Annotated in this window: 20 protein-coding genes; 13 read left to right on the forward strand and 7 right to left on the reverse strand. The window is 74.7% G+C overall.

Annotated features, from left to right (window positions below):
- Nucleotides 1–9 precede the first annotated feature (9 nt).
- Entirely contained in the window at nt 10–489 is a 480-nt protein-coding gene (locus CP980_RS29085; protein WP_150529413.1) for an Lrp/AsnC family transcriptional regulator, read from the reverse strand.
- A gap of 113 nt (nt 490–602) precedes the next feature.
- On the opposite strand from CP980_RS29085, the gene CP980_RS29090 reads away from it, so the two are divergent.
- The 3 genes from CP980_RS29090 (at nt 603) to CP980_RS29100 (ending at nt 4738) form a co-directional block, all read left to right on the forward strand.
- Entirely contained in the window at nt 603–2237 is a 1635-nt protein-coding gene (locus CP980_RS29090) for an SDR family oxidoreductase (protein WP_150529414.1), read from the forward strand.
- Entirely contained in the window at nt 2234–3619 is a 1386-nt protein-coding gene (locus CP980_RS29095) for a cryptochrome/photolyase family protein (RefSeq protein WP_132758818.1), read from the forward strand. The genes CP980_RS29090 and CP980_RS29095 overlap by 4 nt, the downstream gene beginning before the upstream one ends.
- A gap of 150 nt (nt 3620–3769) precedes the next feature.
- Nucleotides 3770–4738: a MerR family transcriptional regulator gene (locus CP980_RS29100; RefSeq protein ID WP_229907029.1), complete on the forward strand. Its 969-nt coding sequence runs from the start codon at nt 3770–3772 to the stop codon at nt 4736–4738.
- Here CP980_RS29100 and CP980_RS29105 read toward each other — a convergent pair.
- A complete protein-coding gene (locus tag CP980_RS29105) occupies nt 4665–5252 on the reverse strand; it encodes an RNA polymerase sigma factor (protein WP_150529416.1) in 588 nt (195 codons plus the stop codon). The genes CP980_RS29100 and CP980_RS29105 overlap by 74 nt on opposite strands.
- A 192-nt stretch (nt 5253–5444) precedes the next feature.
- On the opposite strand from CP980_RS29105, the gene CP980_RS29110 reads away from it, so the two are divergent.
- The 6 genes from CP980_RS29110 to CP980_RS29135 all read left to right on the forward strand — a co-directional run bounded on the left by CP980_RS29110 (nt 5445) and on the right by CP980_RS29135 (nt 13280).
- A complete protein-coding gene (locus CP980_RS29110; protein WP_132758821.1) occupies nt 5445–6038 on the forward strand; it encodes a histidine phosphatase family protein in 594 nt (197 codons plus the stop codon).
- Between the two features lie 45 nt (nt 6039–6083).
- Nucleotides 6084–8234, forward strand: coding sequence for an FUSC family protein (locus CP980_RS29115; protein ID WP_150529417.1), 2151 nt, complete (start codon nt 6084–6086; stop codon nt 8232–8234).
- A 107-nt stretch (nt 8235–8341) separates the two neighbouring features.
- Nucleotides 8342–8965 (forward strand): class I SAM-dependent methyltransferase, encoded by a 624-nt coding sequence (locus tag CP980_RS29120; protein WP_150529418.1) that lies wholly within the window; start codon nt 8342–8344, stop codon nt 8963–8965.
- 274 nt (nt 8966–9239) lie between these two features.
- Nucleotides 9240–10745 (forward strand): FUSC family protein, encoded by a 1506-nt coding sequence (locus CP980_RS29125; RefSeq protein WP_150530395.1) that lies wholly within the window; start codon nt 9240–9242, stop codon nt 10743–10745.
- Between the two features lie 228 nt (nt 10746–10973).
- A complete protein-coding gene (locus tag CP980_RS29130; RefSeq protein ID WP_132758824.1) occupies nt 10974–12110 on the forward strand; it encodes a nitric oxide synthase oxygenase in 1137 nt (378 codons plus the stop codon).
- 138 nt (nt 12111–12248) lie between these two features.
- Nucleotides 12249–13280: a lactonase family protein gene (locus tag CP980_RS29135; protein WP_229907030.1), complete on the forward strand. Its 1032-nt coding sequence runs from the start codon at nt 12249–12251 to the stop codon at nt 13278–13280.
- A 97-nt stretch (nt 13281–13377) separates the two neighbouring features.
- On the opposite strand, the gene CP980_RS29140 is transcribed toward CP980_RS29135, so the two are convergent.
- From CP980_RS29140 to CP980_RS29150, 3 genes are all read right to left on the reverse strand, one after another.
- Nucleotides 13378–14298, reverse strand: coding sequence for a sirohydrochlorin chelatase (locus CP980_RS29140; RefSeq protein WP_150529420.1), 921 nt, complete (start codon nt 14296–14298; stop codon nt 13378–13380).
- 109 nt (nt 14299–14407) lie between these two features.
- A complete protein-coding gene (locus tag CP980_RS29145) occupies nt 14408–15094 on the reverse strand; it encodes a uracil-DNA glycosylase (protein ID WP_099894040.1) in 687 nt (228 codons plus the stop codon).
- Nucleotides 15095–15117: 23 nt separating this feature from the next.
- Nucleotides 15118–16209 carry a WD40/YVTN/BNR-like repeat-containing protein gene (locus CP980_RS29150; RefSeq protein ID WP_132758825.1) on the reverse strand — a complete coding sequence of 364 codons (1092 nt, stop codon included), beginning with the start codon at nt 16207–16209 and terminating at the stop codon, nt 15118–15120.
- 215 nt (nt 16210–16424) lie between these two features.
- On the opposite strand from CP980_RS29150, the gene CP980_RS29155 reads away from it, so the two are divergent.
- From CP980_RS29155 to CP980_RS29165, 3 genes are all read left to right on the forward strand, one after another.
- On the forward strand, nt 16425–17780 hold the full coding sequence (locus CP980_RS29155) for a wax ester/triacylglycerol synthase family O-acyltransferase (protein ID WP_150530396.1): 1356 nt from the start codon (nt 16425–16427) through the stop codon (nt 17778–17780).
- 80 nt (nt 17781–17860) lie between these two features.
- Entirely contained in the window at nt 17861–19006 is a 1146-nt protein-coding gene (locus tag CP980_RS29160; RefSeq protein WP_150529421.1) for an NADH:flavin oxidoreductase/NADH oxidase, read from the forward strand.
- Between the two features lie 94 nt (nt 19007–19100).
- Nucleotides 19101–19454 (forward strand): ArsR/SmtB family transcription factor, encoded by a 354-nt coding sequence (locus CP980_RS29165; protein WP_150530397.1) that lies wholly within the window; start codon nt 19101–19103, stop codon nt 19452–19454.
- Between the two features lie 57 nt (nt 19455–19511).
- Here CP980_RS29165 and CP980_RS29170 read toward each other — a convergent pair whose 3' ends face one another.
- Nucleotides 19512–20873, reverse strand: coding sequence for an FAD-dependent oxidoreductase (locus CP980_RS29170; RefSeq protein WP_150529422.1), 1362 nt, complete (start codon nt 20871–20873; stop codon nt 19512–19514).
- A gap of 52 nt (nt 20874–20925) precedes the next feature.
- Nucleotides 20926–21582: a DUF305 domain-containing protein gene (locus CP980_RS29175; protein WP_150529423.1), complete on the reverse strand. Its 657-nt coding sequence runs from the start codon at nt 21580–21582 to the stop codon at nt 20926–20928.
- Between the two features lie 77 nt (nt 21583–21659).
- Here CP980_RS29175 and CP980_RS29180 point away from each other — a divergent pair, with 77 nt between their 5' ends.
- Nucleotides 21660–23144 (forward strand): LVIVD repeat-containing protein, encoded by a 1485-nt coding sequence (locus tag CP980_RS29180; protein ID WP_150529424.1) that lies wholly within the window; start codon nt 21660–21662, stop codon nt 23142–23144.
- Nucleotides 23145–23146 lie beyond the last annotated feature (2 nt).

Consider the following 23146-nt stretch of genomic DNA (forward strand, 5'->3'; position numbering starts at 1 on the left):
GCCATCCTGTCAGGGTTTGCGAGCTGCCCGTCCCACGGCCTCGACCAGCGGCAGCAAACGGTGCGCGACGCGCTCGCGCAGCGCCACCTCCGTACGGGTGCGCACCACGCCCGGCATCCGGATCAGGCGCTGGATCACGTCCTCCAGGTGCGCGTTGTCCCGGGCCGCCACCCGGGTCAGCAGGTCACCGCCGCCGGTGATCGAGAAGGCCTCGATGATCTCGGGTACGGCCGCCAGGGCGTCGCCCACCTCGTCCAGGTGCCCCTGGGTGACCTCGACGTGCACGAACGCCAGCACCGGGTGCCCGAGCGCCGCGGGGGAGAGGACGGGACCGGTCCCGGTGATCACGCCGGTGCGCTCCAGCCGGTCCAGCCGGGCCTGCAGGGTGCCCCGCGCGACCCCGAGGATCCGGGCGTACTCGCGGACGCTGGTGCGCGGCTGTTCGATCAGCAGACGCAGGATCCGGGTGTCGAGCTCGTCCACCGCCATGCCGCGACTGTACCAATGGCACAGTGCGGTGCCGCTTCCGGCGGCCCGCCGCATCCGCGGCCGGCTGCCGGCCGGAATCCCTTACGGGCGCATGCCGAGGAACGGAGAGAGCGATGACGGCCAGCACCGGTCTGCACTGCCTGGTCACCGGGGCCACCGGTTACATCGGAGGTCGCCTGGTGCCCGAGCTCCTCGACGCCGGACACCGCGTCCGCTGCCTGGCCCGGTCCCCCGAGAAGCTGCGGGACCACCCGTGGGCCGGACGCGCCGAGATCGTCCGCGGCGACGTCACCGACGCCGAGTCCGTCGCCGCTGCCCTGCGCGGCATCGACGTCGCCTACTACCTCGTCCACGCCCTCGGCGCCGGCTCCGGCTTCGAGGACCGCGACCGCGACGCCGCCCGCATCTTCGCCGAACAGGCCCGCGCGGCCGGCGTCGGCCGCATCGTCTACCTCGGGGGCCTCACCCCGGCCGGGATCCCGGCCGGGGAGCTCTCCCCGCACCTGCGCTCCCGCGCCGAGGTCGGCGAGATCCTCCTCGGCTCCGGCGTGCCGGCCACCGTCCTGCGCGCCGCCGTCATCATCGGATCCGGGTCGGCCTCCTTCGAAATGCTGCGCTACCTGACCGAGCGGCTCCCGGTCATGGTCACCCCCAGCTGGGTCGGCACCCGCGTCCAGCCCATCGCCGTCCGCGACGTCCTGCGCTACCTCGTCGGCAGCGCCACCATGCCGCCCGAGGTCAGCCGCGCCTTCGACATCGGCGGGCCCGACGTGCTCACGTACGAGGAGATGATGCGCCGCTACGCCGTCGTCGCCGAACTGCCCCACCGGCTCATCGTGCGCGTCCCGATGCTGACCCCGCGGCTGTCCAGCCACTGGATCGGCCTGGTCACGCCCGTACCGCGGGCCCTGGCCCGGCCGCTCGCCGAATCCCTGCGCCACGAGGTCGTCTGCGCGGAGCACGACATCGCCCGGTACGTCCCCGACCCGCCGGGCGCCCCGATCGGCATCGACCGGGCCGTGTCCCTGGCCCTGAGGCGGGTGCGCGAGGCTGACGTGACCACCCGCTGGTCCTCCGCCTCCCTGCCCGGTGCGCCCAGCGACCCGCTGCCGACCGACCCCGACTGGGCGGGCGGCAGCCTCTACACCGACCGGCGCGAACGCGAGGTCGACGCCTCGCCCGCCGCGCTGTGGCGCGTGGTGGAGGGGATCGGCGGGGAGAACGGCTGGTACTCGTTCCCGCTGGCCTGGGCCGTACGGGGCTGGCTCGACCGGCTCGCCGGCGGGGTCGGCATCCGGCGCGGCCGGCGCGACGCGGCCCGGCTGCGGGTGGGGGACTCCCTGGACTTCTGGCGGGTGGAGGAGATCGAACCGGGCCGGATGCTGCGGCTGCGCGCCGAGATGCGGCTGCCGGGGCTGGCGTGGCTGGAGATGTACGCCGACCCGCTGCCCCCCTCATCGCAGAACTGGGACCGGGGCGGCGCCGGGCGGGGCGCCCGCTACCGGCAGCGGGCCCTGTTCCATCCGCACGGACTGCTCGGCCACCTCTACTGGTGGAGCGTGTCGCCCTTCCACGCCGTCGTCTTCGGCGGCATGGCCCGCAACATCGCCCGCGCCGCGCAGCGCCTGGACGAGGAGGCCGCCGCCGCGCGGCGGGACCCCGCCCCCGCATCCGGTCGGCCCCCGTCCGCCGAAGTACCCGGTGACAACCGTCCCCCCGGTCCCGACGCGGAGCGAGAGAACCCATGAACGTCGCGGTGGTCCTGTACACCTCCGACCTGCGCCTGCACGACCACCCGCCGCTGCGCGCGGCGCTCTCCTCCTGCGACCGGGTCGTGCCGCTCTTCGTCCGTGACCGGGCCGTCGACGCGGCCGGCTTCGCCGCGCCCAACCGGCTCGCGTTCCTCGCCGACTGCCTGGCCGACCTCGACGCCGGACTGCGCGAGCGCGGCGGCCGTCTGGTGCTGCGCTCCGGAGACGCGGTCGCCGAAGTCCTCGCCCTGGTCCGGGAGTGCGACGCCGACGAGGTCCACATGGCGGCCGGGGTCAGCGGCTACGCCCACGCCCGCGAGGAGCGGCTCCGGTCCGCCCTCGAAGCCGACGGCGTGCGGCTCTACGTGCACGAGGCGGTGGTCACGGTCGCCGCCCCGGGCGCCGTGCTCCCCGCCGGCTCCGACCACTTCGCCGTGTTCACCCCGTACTTCCGCCGCTGGTCCGAACTGCCGCCGCGCGCCGTGGTCCCCGCCCCGCGCTCCGTCACCGTGCCCGAGGGCATCGGCTCCGACCCGCTGCCGCGGCGCGCGGACCTCACCGGAGTCTCCCCGGGCCTGCCCCGCGGCGGCGAACGCGAGGCCCGCGACCTCCTTACGCGCTGGCTGCGCGCGGGCCTCTCCCGTTACGAGGACTCCCACGACGACCTGGCCGGCGACGCCACCTCCCGGCTCTCCCCGCACCTCCACTTCGGCACGCTCTCGCCCACCGAGGCCGTCCAGCGCGCCCGCGCCGCCACGGCCCCCGCCGCGGACCCGGGCGCCGAGGCGTTCGTCCGCCAGCTCTGCTGGCGCGACTTCCACCACCAGGTGCTCGCCGCCCGCCCCGAGGCGGCCGCACGGGACTACCGCGACCGCCGGGACCACTGGCGCACCGGGGCGGCCGCCGAGGAGGAGACCGAGGCCTGGAAGGAGGGCCGCACCGGCTACCCGGTGGTCGACGCGGCCATGCGCCAGCTCCGCCACGAGGGCTGGATGCACAACAGGGGACGGCTGCTGACCGCCAGCTTCCTCACCAAGACCCTGTACGTGGACTGGCGGATCGGAGCCCGGTACTTCCTGGACCTCCTCGTGGACGGGGACCTCGCCAACAACCAGCTCAACTGGCAGTGGGTGGCCGGGACGGGCACCGACACCCGGCCCAACCGGGTCCTCAACCCGGTGCGCCAGGGCCTGCGTTACGACCCGGCGGGGCGGTACGTGCACCGCTGGGTGCCGGAGCTGGCCGGGCTCGACGCCCCCAGGGTGCACGAGCCCTGGCGGCTGCCCGCCTCCGAGCGGGCCCGGTACGCCTATCCGGACCCGATCGTGGAACTGGCCGACGGGCTCGACCGGTTCCGGAGCGGACGGGGCGCGGAGTGAACGGCGGCCCCGGGGCCGTCCCCGGCCCCGGACCCCTAGGGTAAGCGGGTGGACCGCGAGCCCCAGACCCCGCCGCCGCCCCAGACCCCGCCCCGGACCCCACACCCGCCCCGGACACCGACCCGGTCCGCGCCCCGCCCCGCCGCCGCACTGAGCACCGGCGCGGTCGCCCGCCGCCTCGGGGTCTCGCCGACGACGCTGCGCTCCTGGGAGCGCCGGTACGCGATCGGCCCGGCCCACCGCGAGGCCGGCCGGCACCGCCGCTGGACCCCGCAGGACATCGCCCGGCTGGAGCTGATGTGCCGGCTCACCGCCGACGGGGTACCGCCCGCCGAGGCCGCCCGCGCCGCGCTCGGCGGCGCCCCCTCGGCGCCACGCGCCGGGGCGGCCGTACCGCCGCAGGCCCCGGGCGGACCCGACGCCCTCCCGCTCGGGGCGGTCCGTCCGGAGTGCCGGGGGCTCTCGCGGGCCGCCGTACGCCTGGACGCGCCGACCGTGGCGGAGCTGCTGGAGGCGGCCCTGGCCGAGGACGGCCTGGTCACGGCCTGGGAGGAGGTCATCGCGCCGACCCTGCACGCGGTGGGCCGCAAGTGGGCCACGGCCGGGGAGCGCTACGTGGAGGTCGAACACCTGCTGTCCTGGCAGATCTCCGCGGCGCTGCACCGGCTCCGGCCCCTGCCCGAGCCCCCCGGGAGCGCGCCGGTACTCCTCGCCTGCGTCCCCGGCGAGCAGCACAGCCTGCCCATCGAGGCCCTGAGCGCGGCCCTCGGCCGGCGGGGGGTGCCCGTCCGGATGTTCGGGGCCGCCCTGCCCGCCGAGGCCCTGCACGACGCCGTGCGGCGCACCGGCCCGCGCGCCGTCGTCCTGTGGGCGCAGTCCCGTACGACCGCCGACCCGGCCCTGGCCAGGTCGGTGGCCGGCATCGAGTGGGGACTGCGCGGTGCCCGGGCCCGTCCGGCGCTGCTGCTGGCCGGACCCGGCTGGGGCGCGCAGGCGCAGGGGCCGCGCACCGAGCGGCTGTACGGGCTGCGTTCGGGCCTCGCGGTCATCGAGTCGCTCGCGCCGCCGCCGGCAGCGACCCCCGCAGCCGGTGCAGCGCCCTTCGCATGTGGCTCTTGACGGTGCCCAGCGGAAGCCCCGTGCGGTCCGCGATCTGCGTCTGGGTCAGGTCCGCGTAGAAGGCGAGGTGCAGCACCCGTCGCTGCTCGGACGGCAGCCGGGCCAGTTCCCCGAGCACCAGCACCCGGTCCAGGACCTGCTCCGGTTCGTGGAGCGCCGGGCCCGCGGGCCCCTCGGCCGCGCCGGGTGCGCCGCGTACGGCGGCCGCGGCCGCCCGGGCCCGCCGGGTCCGCGCCTCCAGCGCGTCGGCCACCTTGTGGCGGGTGATGCCGGTGATCCAGGCCCCGAGCCCGCCGGGCCCGGGCCGGTAGCGCCGCCGGCCGTGCCAGGCGGCGAGGAACACCTGCTGGGTGACGTCCTCGGCCTCCCGCTCGTCGCCCAGGTACCGCTGGGCGAGCCCGTGGACCAGCGGCCGCCAGCGCCGGTAGACCGCCTCCATGCACCGCTCGTCGCCCGCCGCGAAACCCGCCGCGACGCACTCCTCGCCTTCCCGCCCGTCCATGGCTTCGTCCATGGTCCGAGCCTCGCGAGCGCGCACCGCACTGGCCACTCGCAGCGTTTGCGCATCGATTCCACGGGCCGCGTCCAACAGCGCCGTGAGCGGCGGCAGCCGCGGCGGGTGCGCGCTCCCGCCCATGACGCCCGACAGTGACATGCCGTCCGAATCCTCCGGCGCCGGCAAGCCGGAGGGCTTAGGGTCCGGATCATGAGCGACCTGCTGCTGGTGAGACACGGTGAGACGGCCTGGAGCGCCAACGGGCGCCACACCGGACGGACCGACATCCCGTTGACCGCCGCCGGGGTCGAAGAAGCCATCTCGCTCGCCCCCTACTTCCGCGACCGGCACTTCGCCCTGGTACTGACGAGCCCGCTGCGCCGTGCCGTCGCCACCGCCCAGCTCGCGGGGCTGAACGACGGCGTCACCGACCCCGACCTGTACGAATGGGACTACGGAGGCTACGAGGGCGTCACCACCGCCGAGATCCGGCGGACCCGGCCGCAGTGGTCCCTGTGGACCGACGGCGTCCCGCCCGGCGACGCCGAACACCCCGGCGAGGACGCCGCCCAGGTCGGCGCCCGCGCGGACCGCGCCCTGGCCCGGGTGGCCGAAGTCCTCGCCGAGGACCGCGGCGACGCCGTCGTCGTCGCCCACGGCCACTTCCTGCGCGTCCTCACCGCCCGCTACCTGGGTCTGCCCCCGCAGGACGGCCGGCTCTTCCTCCTGCGCACCGGCACGGTCAGCATCCTGTCCACCGAGCACGGCCTCCCGGTGATCGCGGGCTGGAACACCCACCCCTGAGCCCGTCCCCAGGTCCCGCGGCCGTCCCCGTGGGATTCTGAAACCGTGCGAGCCCTTGGGGAACTCGAACGGGAACTGCGGACGGGCACCGGTCCGGTGCCGGCGGCCGCGCGCCGCGCCGTCCGGACCACGTTCGCCTCCTGCACCGGCTTCTTCGTGTTCCTGTACGGATTCGACCGGCCCGTCGCCGCCACCTACGCCCTGTTCGGCGCGGTCTCCCTGGCAGGCCTCGCCCGGATCCCGGGCACCGGGAGGCAGCGGGCCGCCGTCATGGTCAGACTGCTCCCGGTGGTCTGCTTCCTGGTGACCCTCGGCACCTTCCTCGCCGTACGCACCTGGAGCGCCGTCCTCGGCATGGCGGTCGTCGGGTTCTGCCTGGCCTTCTCCGCGGCCGCCGGACCGCGGGCGGCGGGCGCCGCGCCCGGCCTCCAGCTGCTCTACATCCTGCCCAGCTTCCCGCCGTACCTCCCGCACACCCTCGGCGAACGGCTGGGCGGCACCCTCGCCGGCCTCCTGCTGCTGATCGCCGCCGAGGCGTGGATCCTGCCCGACCCCCGCGTGCCCACGTACGCCGAACGGGCCGCGGCCGCCGCGGCCGAGGCGGTCCGGTGCGCCGCCGCCCTGGAGCGGCCCCCGTACGTGGTGACCGCTCCGGTTTCCGACCGGGCCCGGGCGGCGGCCGAGTCACTGCGCGCCTCCCGCGTCCCGGAGGCCGAGCGGCCCGCGGGTCCGGGCCTGCGGGAGCGGGCCCTGGCCCACACCGGACTGGCCGCGCGCACCTTGCTCTCCCGGCTGCGGAACCTGCCCGGCCCGGCCCCCGGACGGGAGCCCAGACGAGCCGGGATCGACCTCCTCGGCGCGGTCCGGGAATCGGTGACGGGGACCGCCGCCCTGCTGCGCGACGGAGACCGGCCCGCCACGGACTCGGCGGAACTGCTGCGGCTGCGCGCCCGCAATGCCCGGACCCCCGCGGAACTGCCCGAGTCCCGCCGCCGGCAGGCCGCCCTCCTGGAGGTCGCGGACGCCGCCGTGGCACTGCGCACGGCGGCCGAGATCGCGGTGCTGGGGCGCCGGGCGCATCCGGACGCCGACGCCGCGGACCGGTTCTGGTACCTGCGCCACAGCACCCCGCGCCTGTGGTGGCACCGGCTCGCCGCCCACACCGGACCGCGGTCCGTGCACTTCCAGAACGCCGTACGGATCGCGCTGGCCCTCGCCGTGGCCCGTACCGTGGCCGGGCTGGACTCCCTCCCGCACGGCTTCTGGGCGATGCTCGCCGTCATCAGCCTCACCCGGACCACCGCCGTGCAGACCCGCTCCACCGTACGCAGCGCACTCATCGGGACCTGCCTCGGCGCCCTCGCCGCCGGCACGGTGCTGGCCCTGGCCGGCGGGGAGACCATCCTGTACGCGATCGCACTGGCCCCCCTGATGCTGTTCACGTTCACCGTCGGGCCGGTACGGGGCGTGGGCTGGGCCCAGGCCCTGTTCACGCTGGTCGTCTCCCTCGTCTTCGCCCAGCTGTCCGCGGTCACCTGGCAGCTCGCCGAGGTCCGCTTCCTCGACGTGCTCATCGGCAGCTCGATCGGCATCGTGTGCGGGCTGCTCGCCTGGCCGCGCGGGGCCCACGACGAACTGGCCCGGGCGGTCGCCGGGCTGCTGCGCGCCTGCGCCGACGACGTCGAGTCGACCACCGCCGTCGTCACGGCCCCCGGGCGTTCCCCGGTGGCCCCCGGGGACGGGGAGCACCGGGTCCGGCTCACGCTGGTGATGGCCGAGTCGGCGTACGCCCAGTACCAGAGCGAGACGCAGCGCCCGGTGGGGCCGGGCCCCGACTGGCAGGCCGCGGTGCTGACCGGCCACCACGTGCTCTGGGGCGCCGGCCGGGTCCTGGGCAGCGCGGACGGGACACCGCTCGCGCGCGGCGAGGCGGCGGGGCTCCAGGAGTACGCGGCGCGCGTCGCGGCCGGACTGCGCCGCGCGGCGGAGGTCTCCGACGCCCCGTACGGGACCGGGAAGGCCGGCCCGGCGCCCGGCGCCGGGGAGCTGCTGCCCGGGGCGCTGACCCCGCCCACCGAGGCGGCGCCGCCGGACGCCGGACTCGCCTACTTCGCCACGACGGCCTGGCTGGACTCCCTCACGACGGACCTGCGCACCATGGACACGGGCCGCGCCACGGCCCGTGCCCCCGGGTGAGCGCCGGCGCCGCGCCGTTTCCCCGCCGCGCGGCCGGGCAGAACCTCCACGGCGTCCGGACCGGCCGGGCGCCGGCGCACGGATCGAGGGTGACGGTGGGGGATCCGATGAAGGGTGGCAAGTCCGCGGCCGAGGTGTTCGACGAGGTCGGCGCGCGGTACGAGGAGGCGTTCGCGCACGTCCCCGGACAGCTCGCCGCACTGGACTGGCTCACCGCCCGCCTCGACCCCGGCGCCCGCGTCCTCGACGTCGGCAGCGGTACGGGGCGTCCGACCGCCGAAGTCCTCGCGCGGGCCGGCTGCGCCGTGACCGGCATCGACGTATCGGCGCACATGGTCGACCTCGCGCGCTCCCGGGTCCCGCAGGCCCGCTTCGAGCAGGCCGACGTACGCACGTACGCGCCCCGGCAGGCCCCCTTCGACGCGGTGTGCTCCTTCTTCCCGCTGCTCGTGATGAGCCAGCCGGAAGTGGTCGCGGCCCTGGAGCGGATGGCCTCGTGGGTGGCGCCCGGCGGGTACCTCGTCCTGGCCACCGTGCCGGGGGACATCAGCGACCTGGACATCGTGTGGATGGGGCACGAGGTCACCGTCAGCAGCCTCTCCCCGGCCCAGCACCTGAGCGTGCTCGCGGCGGCGGGCCTGGACGTCCTGGAACACCACACCGCGCTGTTCCGGCCCGAGGGCGGCGAGCCCGAGGAGCACTTCTACTGCCACGCCCGTCGCCCCGCCTGAGCCAACGCTGGGCCGTTGGCCGCGGGTGGCCGAAGAATACCGCCGGGTACGGGGCCAATGGTCCAGTGAAACGGAGCTGTGTTGAGCCAGTGGGCCCTCGGATGCTTATCTGTGTCGTATCCATGTACTTACGGCGCCGCGCAGCGCCGGGCGGCAACGAGGCCGGACCGGAGCGCGGTGCCTTCGCCGTGCCCGGCTGCCGCCCACCACCCCCGGGCGGACGCCGGACCGGCGCGCACCATCGCAAGGGGGGCGGCACACCGCCGTGAAGAGGATGTTCGTGGCTCCGGATCCGGGGCGCCTGAGACTGAGGAACTCGCTGCGGGCCGTGCTCGGCATCGGGCTCGCCGTCGCCGTGTCCGAGCTCTGCGGCCTCTCCCTCACCGCCTCCATCACGGGGGGACTGGCGGCCCTGCTGACCCTCTTCACCGTGCTCGACCCGACCGTGCGTGACCAGCGGGTGACCAGCGCCCTGCTGCCCGTCGCCGGCTTCCCCGTCCTCGCCCTGGCCACCACGCTGCACGGCATGCCGCTCGCCCGGGACGCCGCCTTCCTCGCCGTCGTCTTCGCCGGGGTCTACGCCCGCCGCTGGGGGCCGCGCGGGCACGCCCTCGGGATCTTCGGCTTCATGATGTTCTTCGTCACGCAGTTCCTGCACGCCGTGCCGGGCCAGCTGCCCGAGCTGTACGCGGCCGTCGGGCTGGCGCTGCTCTCCGCCGGAGCGGTGCGGTACGTCCTGTGGCCGATCGAGCGCCGCACCCCGCCGCCCGCCGCGCCGCCCGGCCTGCCCGGCACCGGCCTGGCCCGGCCGACCACGCGGCAGGCCTTCCAGGCCACCGCCGCCTGCGCCTTCGCGCTCGGCATCGGCCAGGCGCTCTCCGACGACCGCTGGTACTGGGCCGTCGGCACCGCTTGGTGGATCTTCGTCAACACCGCCTCCCGCGGCGAGACCCTCGTCCGCGGGTTCCGCCGGGTCCTCGGCACGGTCGTCGGCATCGCCGCCGGGCTGCTGATCGCCGTACCGCTGCACGGCGCCCCCGCGCCCACCGCCGCCCTGGTCGCCGTATGCGTCTTCGGGATCTTCTACACCGCGGCGCCCTCGTACTCCTGGATGATGTTCTTCGTCACCGTCATGGCCGGACTGCTCTACGGGCTGCTCGGCGTCCTGCACCCCGGCCTGCTGCTCCTGCGCTTCGAGGAGACCGCGATCGGGGCGCTCGGCGCGGCGCTCGCGGTGGTGCTCGTCCTGCCGGTGACCACGCACGCCGCCAACGACGCCTGGATCCAGCGCGCCCTGCACTGCGTACGGGCCTCCACGGCTGCCGCCCTCGACCGCCTCGCCGGGAACCCCGACGCCGATCCCGCCCCGCACGCCGCCGAACTCGAACTGCTGCTGGGCCGCGTACGGATGGCCCTCGCGCCCCTGGTCCACCCGCTGAGCCCGCTGCGCGCCCGCAAGGCCCGGGCCCGGCAGGTGCTCGTGCTGCTCGACGACTGCGCCCGCGAGGTGCGCGGACTGGTGGCCGTCGCCGCCGATCCGCAGGCCTCGCACGACGCCCGGCTGGCCGCGGCGTGCTGGCGGGTGGAGACCGCGGTGGAGGCGCTGACCGCCCCGCCGGCCACCCCGCGCCCCACGGCGGAACGCGCCGTTTCGGCCCGGCCCCGGCCCACCGCCGAGGAACCGGCCCTCGCGCACCTGCACGGCCTGGAGCACGCCCTCGTGGCCCTCCACGCCCCGCTGCGCACCGACCCGCGCGCGCCCCTCGCCATCACGGCCTGACCCGGCCCGGTCCCTGATCCGCCAGGTCAGAGAGGTGACGACGGCGGATCGTACGCCCTGTCAGGCCCGCTCCGCAGGGCAATGGCCCGAAGATCACTCGGTGGAGTTGTTCCGGACGTACGTGCCCCTCGCCGCTGACCTGCGGCATGTACAACGGGTGATTGTTGATTGCACATTCATCCGGCACGTACAGGGTGGATCTGGTCGGACAGGGGGTAACCGCCCGGGATGGAAATACTTCATCAGCGCTCGACCACGGCCCAAGTGTGGGAAGCGGCAGAGGAGTTCATCCAGCTCTTCCATCGGGAGAATCCGCAGGCGGGTGATCCGCGGGCCCGGCTCGCCGCCGTACGGGCCGAGCTCGCGGACACCGGGAGCTATCGGCACACCCCGCAGGAGCTCGTCCACGGGGCTCGTGTCGCCTGGCGCAACAGTAACCGCTGCATCGGCAGGCTGTACTGGAACTCGCTGCGCGTGCGCGACCGCCGCGAGCTCGCCGACGCCGACGAGATAGCCGCCGAGTGCTTCGAGCACCTTCGCGACGCGACCAACGGCGGCCGGGTCAGACCCACCATCACCGTCTTCGCCCCGGACGCCCCGGACCGCCCCGGCCCGCTGATCTGGAGTGAGCAGCTCGTCCGGTACGCCGGCTACGGCGACCACCACTCCGTGACCGTGGGCGACGCCCGCAACGCTCCGCTCACCAGCGCCCTGCTCGCCCTCGGCTGGACCGGTGGCGCGGGCACCCCCTTCGATCTGCTGCCGCTCGTGGTCCAGGGCGTCGACGACAAGCCCCGCTGGTTCGACACCCCCGCGGACGCCGTACTGGAAGTCCCGATCGAGCACCCCGACGACGCCGGCTGGGCGGCCTGGGGGCTGCGCTGGCACGCCGTACCCGCGATCTCCAACATGTGCCTGGAGATCGGCGGCATCCACTACCCGGCCGCGCCCTTCAACGGCTGGTACATGGGGACCGAGATCGGCGCACGCAACCTCGCCGACACCGACCGGTACAACCTCCTCCCCGCCGTCGCCCGGCGCCTGGGCCTCGACACCGCCAGCGACCGCTCGCTGTGGAAGGACCGCGCGCTCGTCGAGCTCAACCGGGCCGTACTGCACTCCTTCGACCGGGCCGGGGTCACCATCGCCGACCACCACACCGAATCCCGGCGCTTCCTCAGCCACATGGAGCGCGAGGAGCGCAAGGGGCGCGACGTGGGCGCCGACTGGTCCTGGATCGTGCCGCCGATCTCGGGCTCCGCCACCCCGGTATTCCACCGCACCTACGAGGACCGGCCGAGCTCGACGGCGTACGTGCACCACCCGGGCGCGCGGGAACGGGCCCAAGGGCGGGATCTGGTCTAGACCTTCTGTTACCGTCGGCTCCGCACGGATCGATCCGCACGGTGGAGAGGGGACCTCGTGAACGGCACCGACGGCGCCGAAGGCACCGAAGACGCGAACGGCACGGGCGGCGCGACCGGCGCGGGCCGGAGCGGCGGACTGCGGGCCCACATCGGCTCGTTCACCTCCGGAGGCGGACGCGGCATCACCACCGCGGCCGTGGACCCGGAGACCGGTGCGCTGACCCTCCTGAGCGCCACCGGCGCGGTCACCGACCCCTCGTACCTCGCCGTCGACCGGGGCACGGGGATGCTCTACGCCGTGAGCGAGACGGACCACGGCGCGGCCGCCGCCTTCCGGTCCACCTCCGAGGGCCTCTCCGCAGCCGGTCCCGCCGTCCCCGTGGGCGGCTCCGGGCCTACCCACCTGGGCGTGGCGGGCCGCCGGCTGCTGATCGCCAACTACACCTCCGGCAGCGTCAGCAGCCTCGCGCTCGCCGAGGACGGCGCTCTGCGCGGACCCGCGTCGGTCCTCGTCCACGAGGGATCCGGCCCCGACGCGAGCCGCCAGGAACGGCCGCACGCCCACCAGGTACTGCCCGATCCCAGCGGCCGCTGGGTGCTCAGCGTGGACCTCGGCACCGATTCGGTCCGGGTCTGCGCCCTGGACCCGGCCACGGGAGCGCTGCGCCTGCACGCCGAGACCGCGCTGCGCGCCGGGACGGGCCCGCGCCACCTCGCCTTCCATCCGGACGGGGAGGTCGTCTACGTCCTGCACGAACTGGATCCGCAGCTGACCGTCTGCCGCTGGAACGCGGGCTCCGGGCAACTGGAACCGATCGACGAGGTTCCGCTCGCTCCCGCGGCCGCTCCAGGGGCCGTACGGGCCTACCCCTCGGCCGTGGTGGCCTCGTACGACGGCCGCTTCGTATGGGCGGCGGTGCGCGGCGCCGACGCCATCGCCACCCTCTCGCTCGCCGACGGCCCCGGCAAGCCCCGCCTGGTCGCCAGCGTGGACTGCGGTGGCAGCTGGCCGCGGGACCTGGCCGCCGATCCCTCCGGCCGCCGGCTGTACGCGGCCAACGAGCGCTCCGGGGACGTCACCTGGTTCGACGTCGACCCGCTGACCGGGCTGCCGCGGCGGGCCGGATCGGTGGCGGTACCGGCCGCGACCTGCGTGGTCTTCACCTGACCGATGGCCCCCCCGTCCGCACGTGCGGACGAGGGCCCGCGCTCCCGGTGTCGAATCCCGGGAGCGCGGGCCCTCGTCCGAGCGGACCTGTCCTCGATCAGTGGGCGGCGGCGCCCTGGGCGAGGCCGAGCGCCGCGGAGTACTGGGTGACGACCAGCTTGCCGAGCGCCGAGTAGGCCCCCAGCACCTCGGCGGCCGCGCAGTCGGCCTCCTTGCAGGCCGTGTCCAGCAGCCCCTCGGCGGCCTCCGGGCCGATCAGGTACGGGGCCAGCGCGAGCTGCGTCGAGCCCTCGCTGCGCAGCTGCTCGGCGACCGCGGCCACCGAGCCCTCCTGGTCGAGCGCGGCGGCCTTGACCGGCACCGCGAGGCGGGCGGCCAGCAGCATGCCGGTGACGGCGGCGGCCTGGACGGCCTCCGCGCCGCCGGTGGTGGCCACGATGATGCCGTCGGCGGCGGTGGTCACGGTGAACAGCCGGGCGCGGTCGGCGCGGGCCAGGCCGGCTTCGGAGAGCCGTACGTGCAGGCCCTCGGCGAGCAGCGGGTGCGGACCGAGCACCTCGGCCAGCTCCACGGCGGCCGAGGAGTCCATGACGGCCTGGCGCATCCGGCGCAGCAGATCTGCGTCGGGGCCCGCCAGCAGCGGGACGACCACGGCGTCGGGGCCGGTCTGCGCGGGTACCTCGTGGCCGGCGGCGCGGGCGAACTCGGCGCGGGCGATGCGCTCGCCGGCGACCGAGGTCAGTACGCGGGAGAGGGCCGGGAACTCGGACCCCTCGGCGTCATCGCCCTCCAGGAAGCCGATGCGGGCGTCCAGGCCCGGCAGCTCGGAGCGGCCGATGCTGACGATCTCTTCGGCGAGTCCCCGGGAGGCGGCCGAAGGGGCACCGGGCACGGCGAGCACCAGCGCGGGCGCGCCCTCGGGCGCCACCGCGGGCTCGGGTCGGCGGTGCCGTCCGGCAGGGCGGGGTCGCGGCATTCGTACGGGCAGGCCATTCGCGGGCCCAGTGGGGGAGCTCATGGCGCCGCATGCTACTGGCTTATCGGAACCGAGTGTTCGGGCAGGGCCTCAACGGGCGGCTTCTGTCCGTATTTATCCGTGGAATGTCGTATACCGTTCAACCGAAAGATCATCCGGCGGCCGGAAGTCGCCAGTCCACCGGCTGGGCTCCCTGACGAACCAGCAGGTCGTTGGTCCTGCTGAACGGCCGCGAGCCGAAGAACCCGTTGGCGGCGGACATCGGGGAGGGGTGGACGGACTCCACGGCCGGCAACTCGCCGAGCAGCGGCCGCAGGTTGCGCGCGTCCCGGCCCCACAGGACCGACACCAGCGGCTTCCCGCGCGCGGCCAGCGCCCGGATCGCCTGCTCGGTGACGGCCTCCCAGCCCTTGCCCCGGTGGCCGCCGGTCTTGCGCGGGGCGGTGGTCAGGGCGCGGTTCAGCAGGAGGACGCCCTGCCGGGTCCACGGGGTCAGGTCGCCGTTCGCCGGCCGGGGCACCCCGAGGTCCGCGTACAGCTCGCGGAAGATGTTGTCGAGGCTGGGCGGCCAGGGGCTGACGTCGGGCGCCACCGAGAAGGACAGGCCCATCGCGTGCCCCGGGGTGGGGTAGGGGTCCTGGCCGACGATGAGCACCTTCACCTCGTCGAAGGGCTGCTGGAAGGCGCGCAGTACGTTCGCCCCCGCGGGCAGGTACGTCCTGCCCGCCGCGATCTCGGCGCGCAGGAAGTCGCCCATCGCGGCGATCTGCGTCGCCACCGGCTCCAGAGCCCGGGCCCAGCCCGGCTCGACGATCTCGTTCAACGGTCGTGCTGCCACAGCGAGTCACTCTACTGGCCGATTCAGTGAGCGATGACCGCCGCCCGTACGCACAGGACGTCGGGCAGGTGCTCGGCCAGCAGTCGCCAGCTGTCCCCGTCGTCGTGGCTGGCGTACAACTCGCCGTTGCGGTTGCCGAAGTAGATCCCCGCCGGGTCCGCGTCGTCCGTGCACAGGGCGTCCCGCAGCACCGTCCCGTAGTGGTCGCCGGCCGGCAGTCCGCGGGCGAGCGGCTCCCAGGTCGCGCCCGCGTCCTGCGTCCGGAAGACCCGGCAGCGGCGCTCCGCCGGGACGCGGTCGGAGTCGGCGTTGAGCGGGAAGACGTACGCGGTGTCCGGCCGGTGCGGGTGCGCGGCCACGGCGAAGCCGAAGTCGGAGGGCAGGCCGGCGCCGATGTCGGTCCACCGGGCGCCGGCGTCGTCGCTGCGGTACACGCCCCAGTGGTTCTGGAGGTACAGCCGCTTCCGGTCCCCGGCGTCCTGGGCGATCTTGTGCACGCACTGGCCGAACTCCGGATGCGGATCCGGCAGGAAGACGGCCGAGACCCCGTCGTTGGACGGGGTCCAGTGGGCGCCGCCGTCGTGGGTCCGGAACACCCCCGCCGTGGAGACCGCCACCGTCACCTTGGCGGGGTCGGCCGGATCGGTCAGCACCGTGTGCAGGCCCTCACCTCCGCCGCCCGGCACCCAGCTCCCGCGGCTCGGGTGCTCCCACAACGGGCGGACCAGCTCGAACGACTCCCCCCGGTCCGTCGAGCGGAACAGGGCCGCCGGCTCCGTCCCCGCGTACACCACGTCGGGAGCCTCGGGGCCGGCCGGATGCAGCTGCCAGACCCGTTCCAGCGAGGCGCCGGTGTCCTTCGGGAACTTCACGGCGGGCGCGGCGGGCTCGTGCCAGTTCGCCCCGAGGTCGTCGGAGCTGAACACGGACGGCCCCCAGTGCAGGCTGTCCGCGCCGACCAGCAGCCGCGGGACGGGCCCGCGCCGGTCGACCGCGACGGCGTAGACGGCCTGGGCGTTGAAATGGGGTCCGTCGAGCTCCCAGGGCCCGTCGCCCCTCCTGCGGCCGATGAACAGGCCTTTGCGGGTCCCCGCGAGCAGGATCACCTCTGACATGTCGACACCTCCGGACCCGGTCGTCCCGGCCGTCGTGCTGCGTACCGTTCCCGCCAGTCTGCACCCGGCCACCGACAGCGGCCCGGGCGCCGCTCCGCTGCGCCGGGCAGCCGGTCGCCATCGATCAACAGGCGTATCCAAAGGGTGGCTACTTGATCGTAGGAGGCCGCAAGGGGTTGACTTCGACCTCTGCCACCGCACGCGAGAGGCAATACGTGGCCACCGAGCACCTGTCACCGCTCGACCTCGCCTTCTGGCGGATCGAATCCGCCGCCCACCCCATGCACCTCGGCGCCCTCGCGGTCTTCGAGGCCGCTGGGCAGGACACCTCCGGCCCCGACCGCGCGGCCGCCCCGGCCGATCCCGCCGTCCGCGCCGCCGCATTGCTGACCGCCCGCTGCTCCGCCGTCCCCGGCCTGCGCCGCCGCATCCACGACGTGCTGCTGCCGGTCGGGGCGGCCGCCTGGTCGTCGGACGCGGACTTCGATCCCGCCCGGCACGTGTTCCTCGTACGCACCCCCGATCCGGAAGCCGCCGCCGGGCCGCTGATGGCGCGGCCGCTGGACCGGGGCCGGCCGCCCTGGGAGGCGCACGTCCTGGCCGGGCCCGACCCGCGCTCCTTCGCGGTGCTCTTCAAGTTCCACCACGCCCTCGCCGACGGGCTCGGGGCCCTCGCGCTGGCGGCCATGCTCTTCGACGAGGGCCCGCCCGTACGGGGTCCCGCGCGCCCTGCCCCGGCAGCCCGGCCCGCCGCCGGCCCCACCCTGCGCAGCCTCCCCGGGATGCTCGCGGCCCGGGTCCAGGACGTCGGCCAGGCCCTGGAGATCGGCGCCTCCGTGGCCCGCGCCGGACTGCCCCTCGGGGTCCCGGCGGCCCTGACCGCGGCCCCGGCGCGGACCGGCACCCGCGCGGTCGCCGGCCTCGCGCTCGACCTCGACGACGTCAACCGCATCCGCAAGGTCGCCGGAGGCACCGTCAACGACGTGCTGATCGCGCTCGTCGCCGGCGCCCTGCGGCGCTGGCTGCTGGGCCGCGGCGACCCGGCGCCCGAGGGGCCCGGTCCGCGCGCCCTGATACCGGTCTCCCGCCGCAGGCCGGGCGGCGCCGCGAAGGGCGGCAACCGGCTCTCCGGCTACCTGCTCAGGCTCCCGCTCGCCGAACCGGACCCGCTGCTGCGCCTGGACCGGGTGCGGCTCGGCATGGACCGCAACAAGGAGGCGGGACCGGCCCGCGGCGCCGGGGCCGTGGCCCTGCTCGCCGACCACGTCCACCCGCTCGGCCACCGGCTCGGCGGTCCGCTGGTCGCGCAGGCGGCCCGGATGCTCTTCGACATCCTCGTCACCAGCGTTCCGCTGCCGGGCTTCACCTTCTCCCTCGGCGGCAGCCGGGTCCGGGAGGTCTACCCGCTGGCCCCGCTGGCGCGCGGCCACTCCCTCGCGGTCGCGGTCTCCACCTACAAGGACACGGTCCACTACGGCCTGGTGGCGGACGCGGCCGCCGTGCCCGACCTGGCGGCCCTGGCGGAGGCGCTGCGCGCGGAGCTCGACGAGCTTGTACGAGAGGTCTCGTAGTACGGAAGGAATCGTAGTACGCTGACTCTCGTACAAGCCGCGGATCCGCGGCGTGCCCGGCCACCTCCGGAGAGTCCTTCATGAGTGCTGCCCCCCTCGCCCCCGCCGCCCCCGAGACCCACGCCGCGGCCCTCTTCGCACCCTTCACCCTGCGCTCGGTCACCGTGCCGAACCGGATCTGGATGGCGCCGATGTGCCAGTACGTCGCCGAGGCCTCGGGGCCGGAGGCGGGCGTGGCCCAGGCCTGGCACTTCGCGCACTACGCCGCCCGCGCGGTGGGCGGCACCGGCCTGATCCTCCAGGAGGCCACCGCCGTCTCCCCGGAGGGCCGGATCTCCCCCTACGACCTCGGCATCTGGAACGACGCGCAGGCCGAGGCGCTGCGTCCCATCACCTCCTTCATCAAGGCCCAGGGCGCGGTGCCGGGAATCCAGATCGGCCATGCCGGCCGCAAGGCGTCCACCGGCCGGCCCTGGGAGGGCGGCGGGTACGTCGGCCCCGAGGCGGACGGCTGGCTGCCGAGCGCCCCGAGCCCGGTGCCGTTCGCCGAGGGCGACCCGGTGCCGCACGAGCTGACGACCGACGAGATCCACGAGATCACCGGGCAGTTCGCGGCCGCCGCGCGGCGCGCGCTGGCCGCGGGCTACGAGGTCGTCGAGATCCACGGCGCCCACGGCTACCTCATCGGCCAGTTCCTCTCCTCGCAGATCAACCGCCGCACCGACGAGTACGGCGGCTCCTTCGGCAACCGGGCCCGCTTCGCCCTCGAAGTCGTCGACGCCGTACGGGCGGTGTGGCCCGAGGAGCTCCCGCTGTTCTTCCGGATCTCCGCCACCGACTGGCTGGAGGAGTCCGGCTGGACCTCCGAGGACACGGTCCGGCTGGCGGCACTGCTCCAGGGCCGCGGGGTGGACCTCCTGGACGTGTCCACCGGCGGAATGGCCCCGAAGGCGGACATCCCGGCGGCGCCCGGGTTCCAGGTGCCGTTCGCAGCCGAGGTCAGGGCAGCCACCGGCCTGCCGGTGGCCGCAGTCGGGCTGATCACCGAGCCGGAGCACGCCGCCGCGATCCTGGCCGACGGGCAGGCGGACGCGGTCCTGCTGGGCCGCGAGCTGCTGCGCGACCCCTACTGGGCGCGTACCGCGGCCGCGGCCCTGGGTGCCGAGCGCGCCGCCGAACCGTCCACCGGGGTACGGGTGCCCGTCTCGTACCACCGTGCCTGGTAGCCGGGCCCGTTCGCGTCCTTCCGGCGGCGGTCGATGTACTACGGTGGTTCTCGTACGAACAGGGGGCCGGTGAGATGAGGGCGACGTGGCAGACGTGACGGATACGGCCACCACCCGCGCACTCGCCCACCCCGGCCTCTCCGAGATCCGGCTGGAAGCGGTGCTGCACGCGCTGTCGGACCCGATCCGGCTGTCGATCGTGCGGGACCTCGCGGCCACGCCGGACGAGCTGGCGTGCTCGTACTTCGACCTGCCGGTCACCAAGTCGACGACCACGCACCACTTCCGCGTGCTGCGCGAGGCCGGGGTGGTCCGCCAGACCTACCGGGGCACGGCGAAGATGAACGGTCTGCGCGACGGGGAGCTGGAGGACCTGTTCCCGGGACTGCTCGACAGCGTGCTCGCCGCGGCCGCGGCGGAAGAGGCGCGCGGGGCCGGCTCCAGCTAGCGGAGGGGTGGGTCCTCCACCGGCCCGCCGGCCGGTGCAGGGGGCGCCGGCCCGCGTTCACGTGCCGGTTCCGGCCGCGGCCAGCAGGCCGCGCCAGTCGGGGATCTTCACCGAGCGGCGGCCCAGCGAGCGCCCGAGATCGGCCTCGGCCGTCTCGATCGCCAGCCAGCCCGGCCACTCCACCGGGCGCAGCCCGGCCGCCCGGAGCGCGTCCAGCGGATCGCCCGGCAGCTCCCGCCGGGCCAGCGCCGCCGCGTCCTGGAGCAGCGAAGACACCGTCTCCTTGGCGCAGGGCCTGTTGGTGCCGATCACCCCGGTGGGACCGCGCTTGATCCATCCCGCCACGTACTCGCCGACGGAGGCCCGGCCCTCGCGCAGCACCCGGCCCGCGGCGTGCGGGACCGTGGCCTTCACCGGGTCGAAGGGCAGACCGGCCAGCGGGACTCCCCGGTACCCCACCGAGCGCAGCACCAGCTGCGCCTCGACGTCCTCGTACGCGCCCGTCCCGGCGACCCCGCCCCGGCCGTCCGGTGCGGTCCGCTCGAAGCGCATCCCGGCGACCCGGCCGCCCGGGCCGGCCAGCACCTCCACCGGGCGCAGGTAGAACCGCAGGCCGATCCGGCGCCGCGCGTCGCCCGGGGGCCGCCCGGCCCAGCCGCGCAGCACCTCCAGGTTGCGCCGGGCCACCGCGGGCAGCGCGGCGGCCGCGTCCTGGTCGGCGTACGCGGGGTCGAGCGCCAGCTCCGCGGGGTCCACGACGGCGGCCACGCCCGGCAGCGTGCCCAGCTCCCGCAGTTCCTTGGTGGTGAACTTGCCCTGCGAGGGCCCGCGTCGGGCCACCATCGACACCGACTCCACCCCGCTGTCCGCGAGGGCGCCCAGGGCCGGCTGCGGCATGTCGGTCGGGGCCAGCTCCGGCTCGTCCCGGGCCAGCATCCGGGTCACGTCCACGGCGACGTTGCCCGCCCCGACGACCACCGCCGAGGCCACCCCGGACAGGTCGAAGGACTCGTCCACGGCGTCCGGGTGCCCGCTGTACCAGGCGACGAAGGCCGTCGCGGAGTGCACCCCGGTCAGTTCCTCGCCCGGGATGCCGAGCAGCCGGTCGCGGGCGGCGCCCACGCAGTACACCACCGCGTGGTACAGCTCCAGCAGCCGTGCGGTCGGTAGCCCGGGACCGCCGACCTCGACATTGCCGAGGAAACGGATCCGCTCGTCCTCCAGCACGGTGCGCAGGCTGCCCTGGAGCGACTTGATCTTCTCGTGGTCGGGGGCCACCCCGTAGCGCACCAGTCCGTACGGCGCGGGCAGCCGGTCCAGCACGTCGACGCGCACGCCCGGCACCTCGCGCTGCTGTACGAGTGTCTGAGCGGCGTAGACCCCGCTGGGGCCCGAACCGACGACGGCGACACGAAGCACGGCGGAGCTCCTCCCGCAGGTGTTCCCAGCATGACACCGGGCCCGGCGGCCGTCAGCCCATCGCGCGCATCCGGTGGATCTCGGCGGTCTGGGTGGCCACCACCTCGTTGGCCATCTCCTCCACCGCGCCGTTGTTCCCGGCGGCCAGCGCCTCGCCCGCCATCTTCACGGCGCCCTCGTGGTGGGCGGTCATCAGGGTCAGGAAGAGCCTGTCGAAGTCGGCGCCCTTCGCCTCCGTCAGCTGTCTCAGCTGCTGCTCGGTCGCCATGCCCGGCATCGCGCCGTGGTCGTGACCGGCCGCGGGGGCGCCGGAGGGCGCCGGGTAGCGGGCCAACCACTTCTGCATCGCGCCGATTTCGGGCTGCTGGGCGGCCGAGATCCGCTCGGCGAGCCGTCTGACCCCGTCCGCCGAGGCCCGTTCCGGGGCGAGGGCGCTCATCGTGACGGCCTGCCGGTGGTGTTCCACCATGTGCTGGACGTACGCCCGGTCGGCCGCGTTGGGGGAGTCGTCCGGCTGTCGTTTCGCGGCCTGCTCGGGGGAGAGGGTCCGGGACTTCTCGCCCGGTCTGCCGGGGGCGATGACCGCCGCGCCGCCGTCCTTCGCCCCGTTCTCGCCGTCCCCGCCCTGGCAGCCGGTCAGGGCGAGGAGGATGCAGGCGGCCACGGCCGCCGCGGTCGTTCGATGGAGTGACCCTTTTGCCATGTCCATGAAGGGAACATACTGCGGGGGGCCGGGTTCCGTTCGCCACACGGTCGGAATCGATCGGACTCCCATGGGAGGACACAGTGATCTCGAAGCACACCGTCAGAGTGCGGCGCAGGAGTCTGGGGGCGGCCGTGGCCGCGGCCGGGCTGCTGACCACGCTGTTCGCGGCCGGCCCCGCGGCCGCCACCCCCGATCCCGGCGACTTATCGCCCGGGGTCTCCCGGCCGGAAGCGGATCCGGAGGCGGGTGGCCGCGCACTCGCCCCCGGCGAGATCCCCGGCCAGGACGAGATCGTGCACAGCGCCAACGTCAAGCACGTGACCAACATCCCGAGCACGTACGCGGGCGTCATCAACACCGACCTGGCCTTCCAGGGCAAGTACGCCTACGCCGGCAACTACAACGGCTTCACGATCTACGACATCGGCAATCCGAAGGCCCCGAAGACCGTCAGCCAGGTGCTCTGCCCCGGCGGCCAGAACGACGTCTCCGTCCAGGGCGACCTGCTCTTCCTCTCCACCGACTCCTCGCGCAGCGACGACTCCTGCAACAGCGTCTCGCAGCCCGCGACGGAGAAGTCCTCGTGGGAGGGCATCAAGATCTTCGACATCAAGGACAAGAAGAACCCGAAGTACATCAAGTCCGTGGAGACCAACTGCGGTTCCCACACCCACACGCTGGTGCCGGGCGAGCGCGACCTCTACCTGTACGTGTCCTCGTACTCCCCGAGCGAGGCGTTCCCCGACTGCCAGCCCCCGCACGACGGCATTTCCGTGATCAAGGTCCCGAAGAAGAACCCGACGCAGGCGGCGGTCGTCGCCTTCCCCGTCCTCTTCCCGGACGGCGGCAATCCGGGCGCCCCCGCCAACCCGGGCGTCAGCAAGACCACCGGCTGCCACGACATCACCGTGCTGCCGTCGAAGAAGCTGGCGGCCGGCGCCTGCATGGGCGACGGCATCCTCTTCGACATCAGCAAGCCCGAGCAGCCGCGGGTCATCGACCGGGTGCAGGACAACGTGAACTTCGCGTTCTGGCACTCGGCGACCTTCAACGAGAAGGCCGACAAGGTGGTGTTCACCGACGAACTGGGCGGCGGTGGCGGGGCCACCTGCAACGAGGCCACCGGACCGAACCGCGGGGCCGACGGCATCTACGACATCACCGGCCGCGGTGACCAGCGCAAACTGGTCTTCCGCAGCTACTTCAAGATCCCGCGCCCGCAGGCCGACACGGAGAACTGCGTGGCCCACAACGGCTCGCTGATCCCGGTCGGCGGCGGCCGCGACATCATGGTCCAGTCCTGGTACCAGGGCGGCGTCTCGGTGTGGGACTTCACCGACTCGGCCCGGCCCAAGGAGATCGGCTACTTCGAGCGCGGCCCGCTCACCACGGACCAGCTCGGACTCGGCGGGTCCTGGTCGGCGTACTACTACAACGGATACGTCTACTCCAACGACATCGCCAAGGGCCTCGACGTGCTGCGGATCGACGACTGGCGCACCGAGAGCGCGAAGTGGGTGCGGATGGACCGGCTCAACGTCCAGTCGCAGCCCGAGTACCACTGACC

The sequence above is a fragment of the Streptomyces vinaceus genome (assembly GCF_008704935.1).
Lineage (GTDB): Bacteria > Actinomycetota > Actinomycetes > Streptomycetales > Streptomycetaceae > Streptomyces > Streptomyces vinaceus.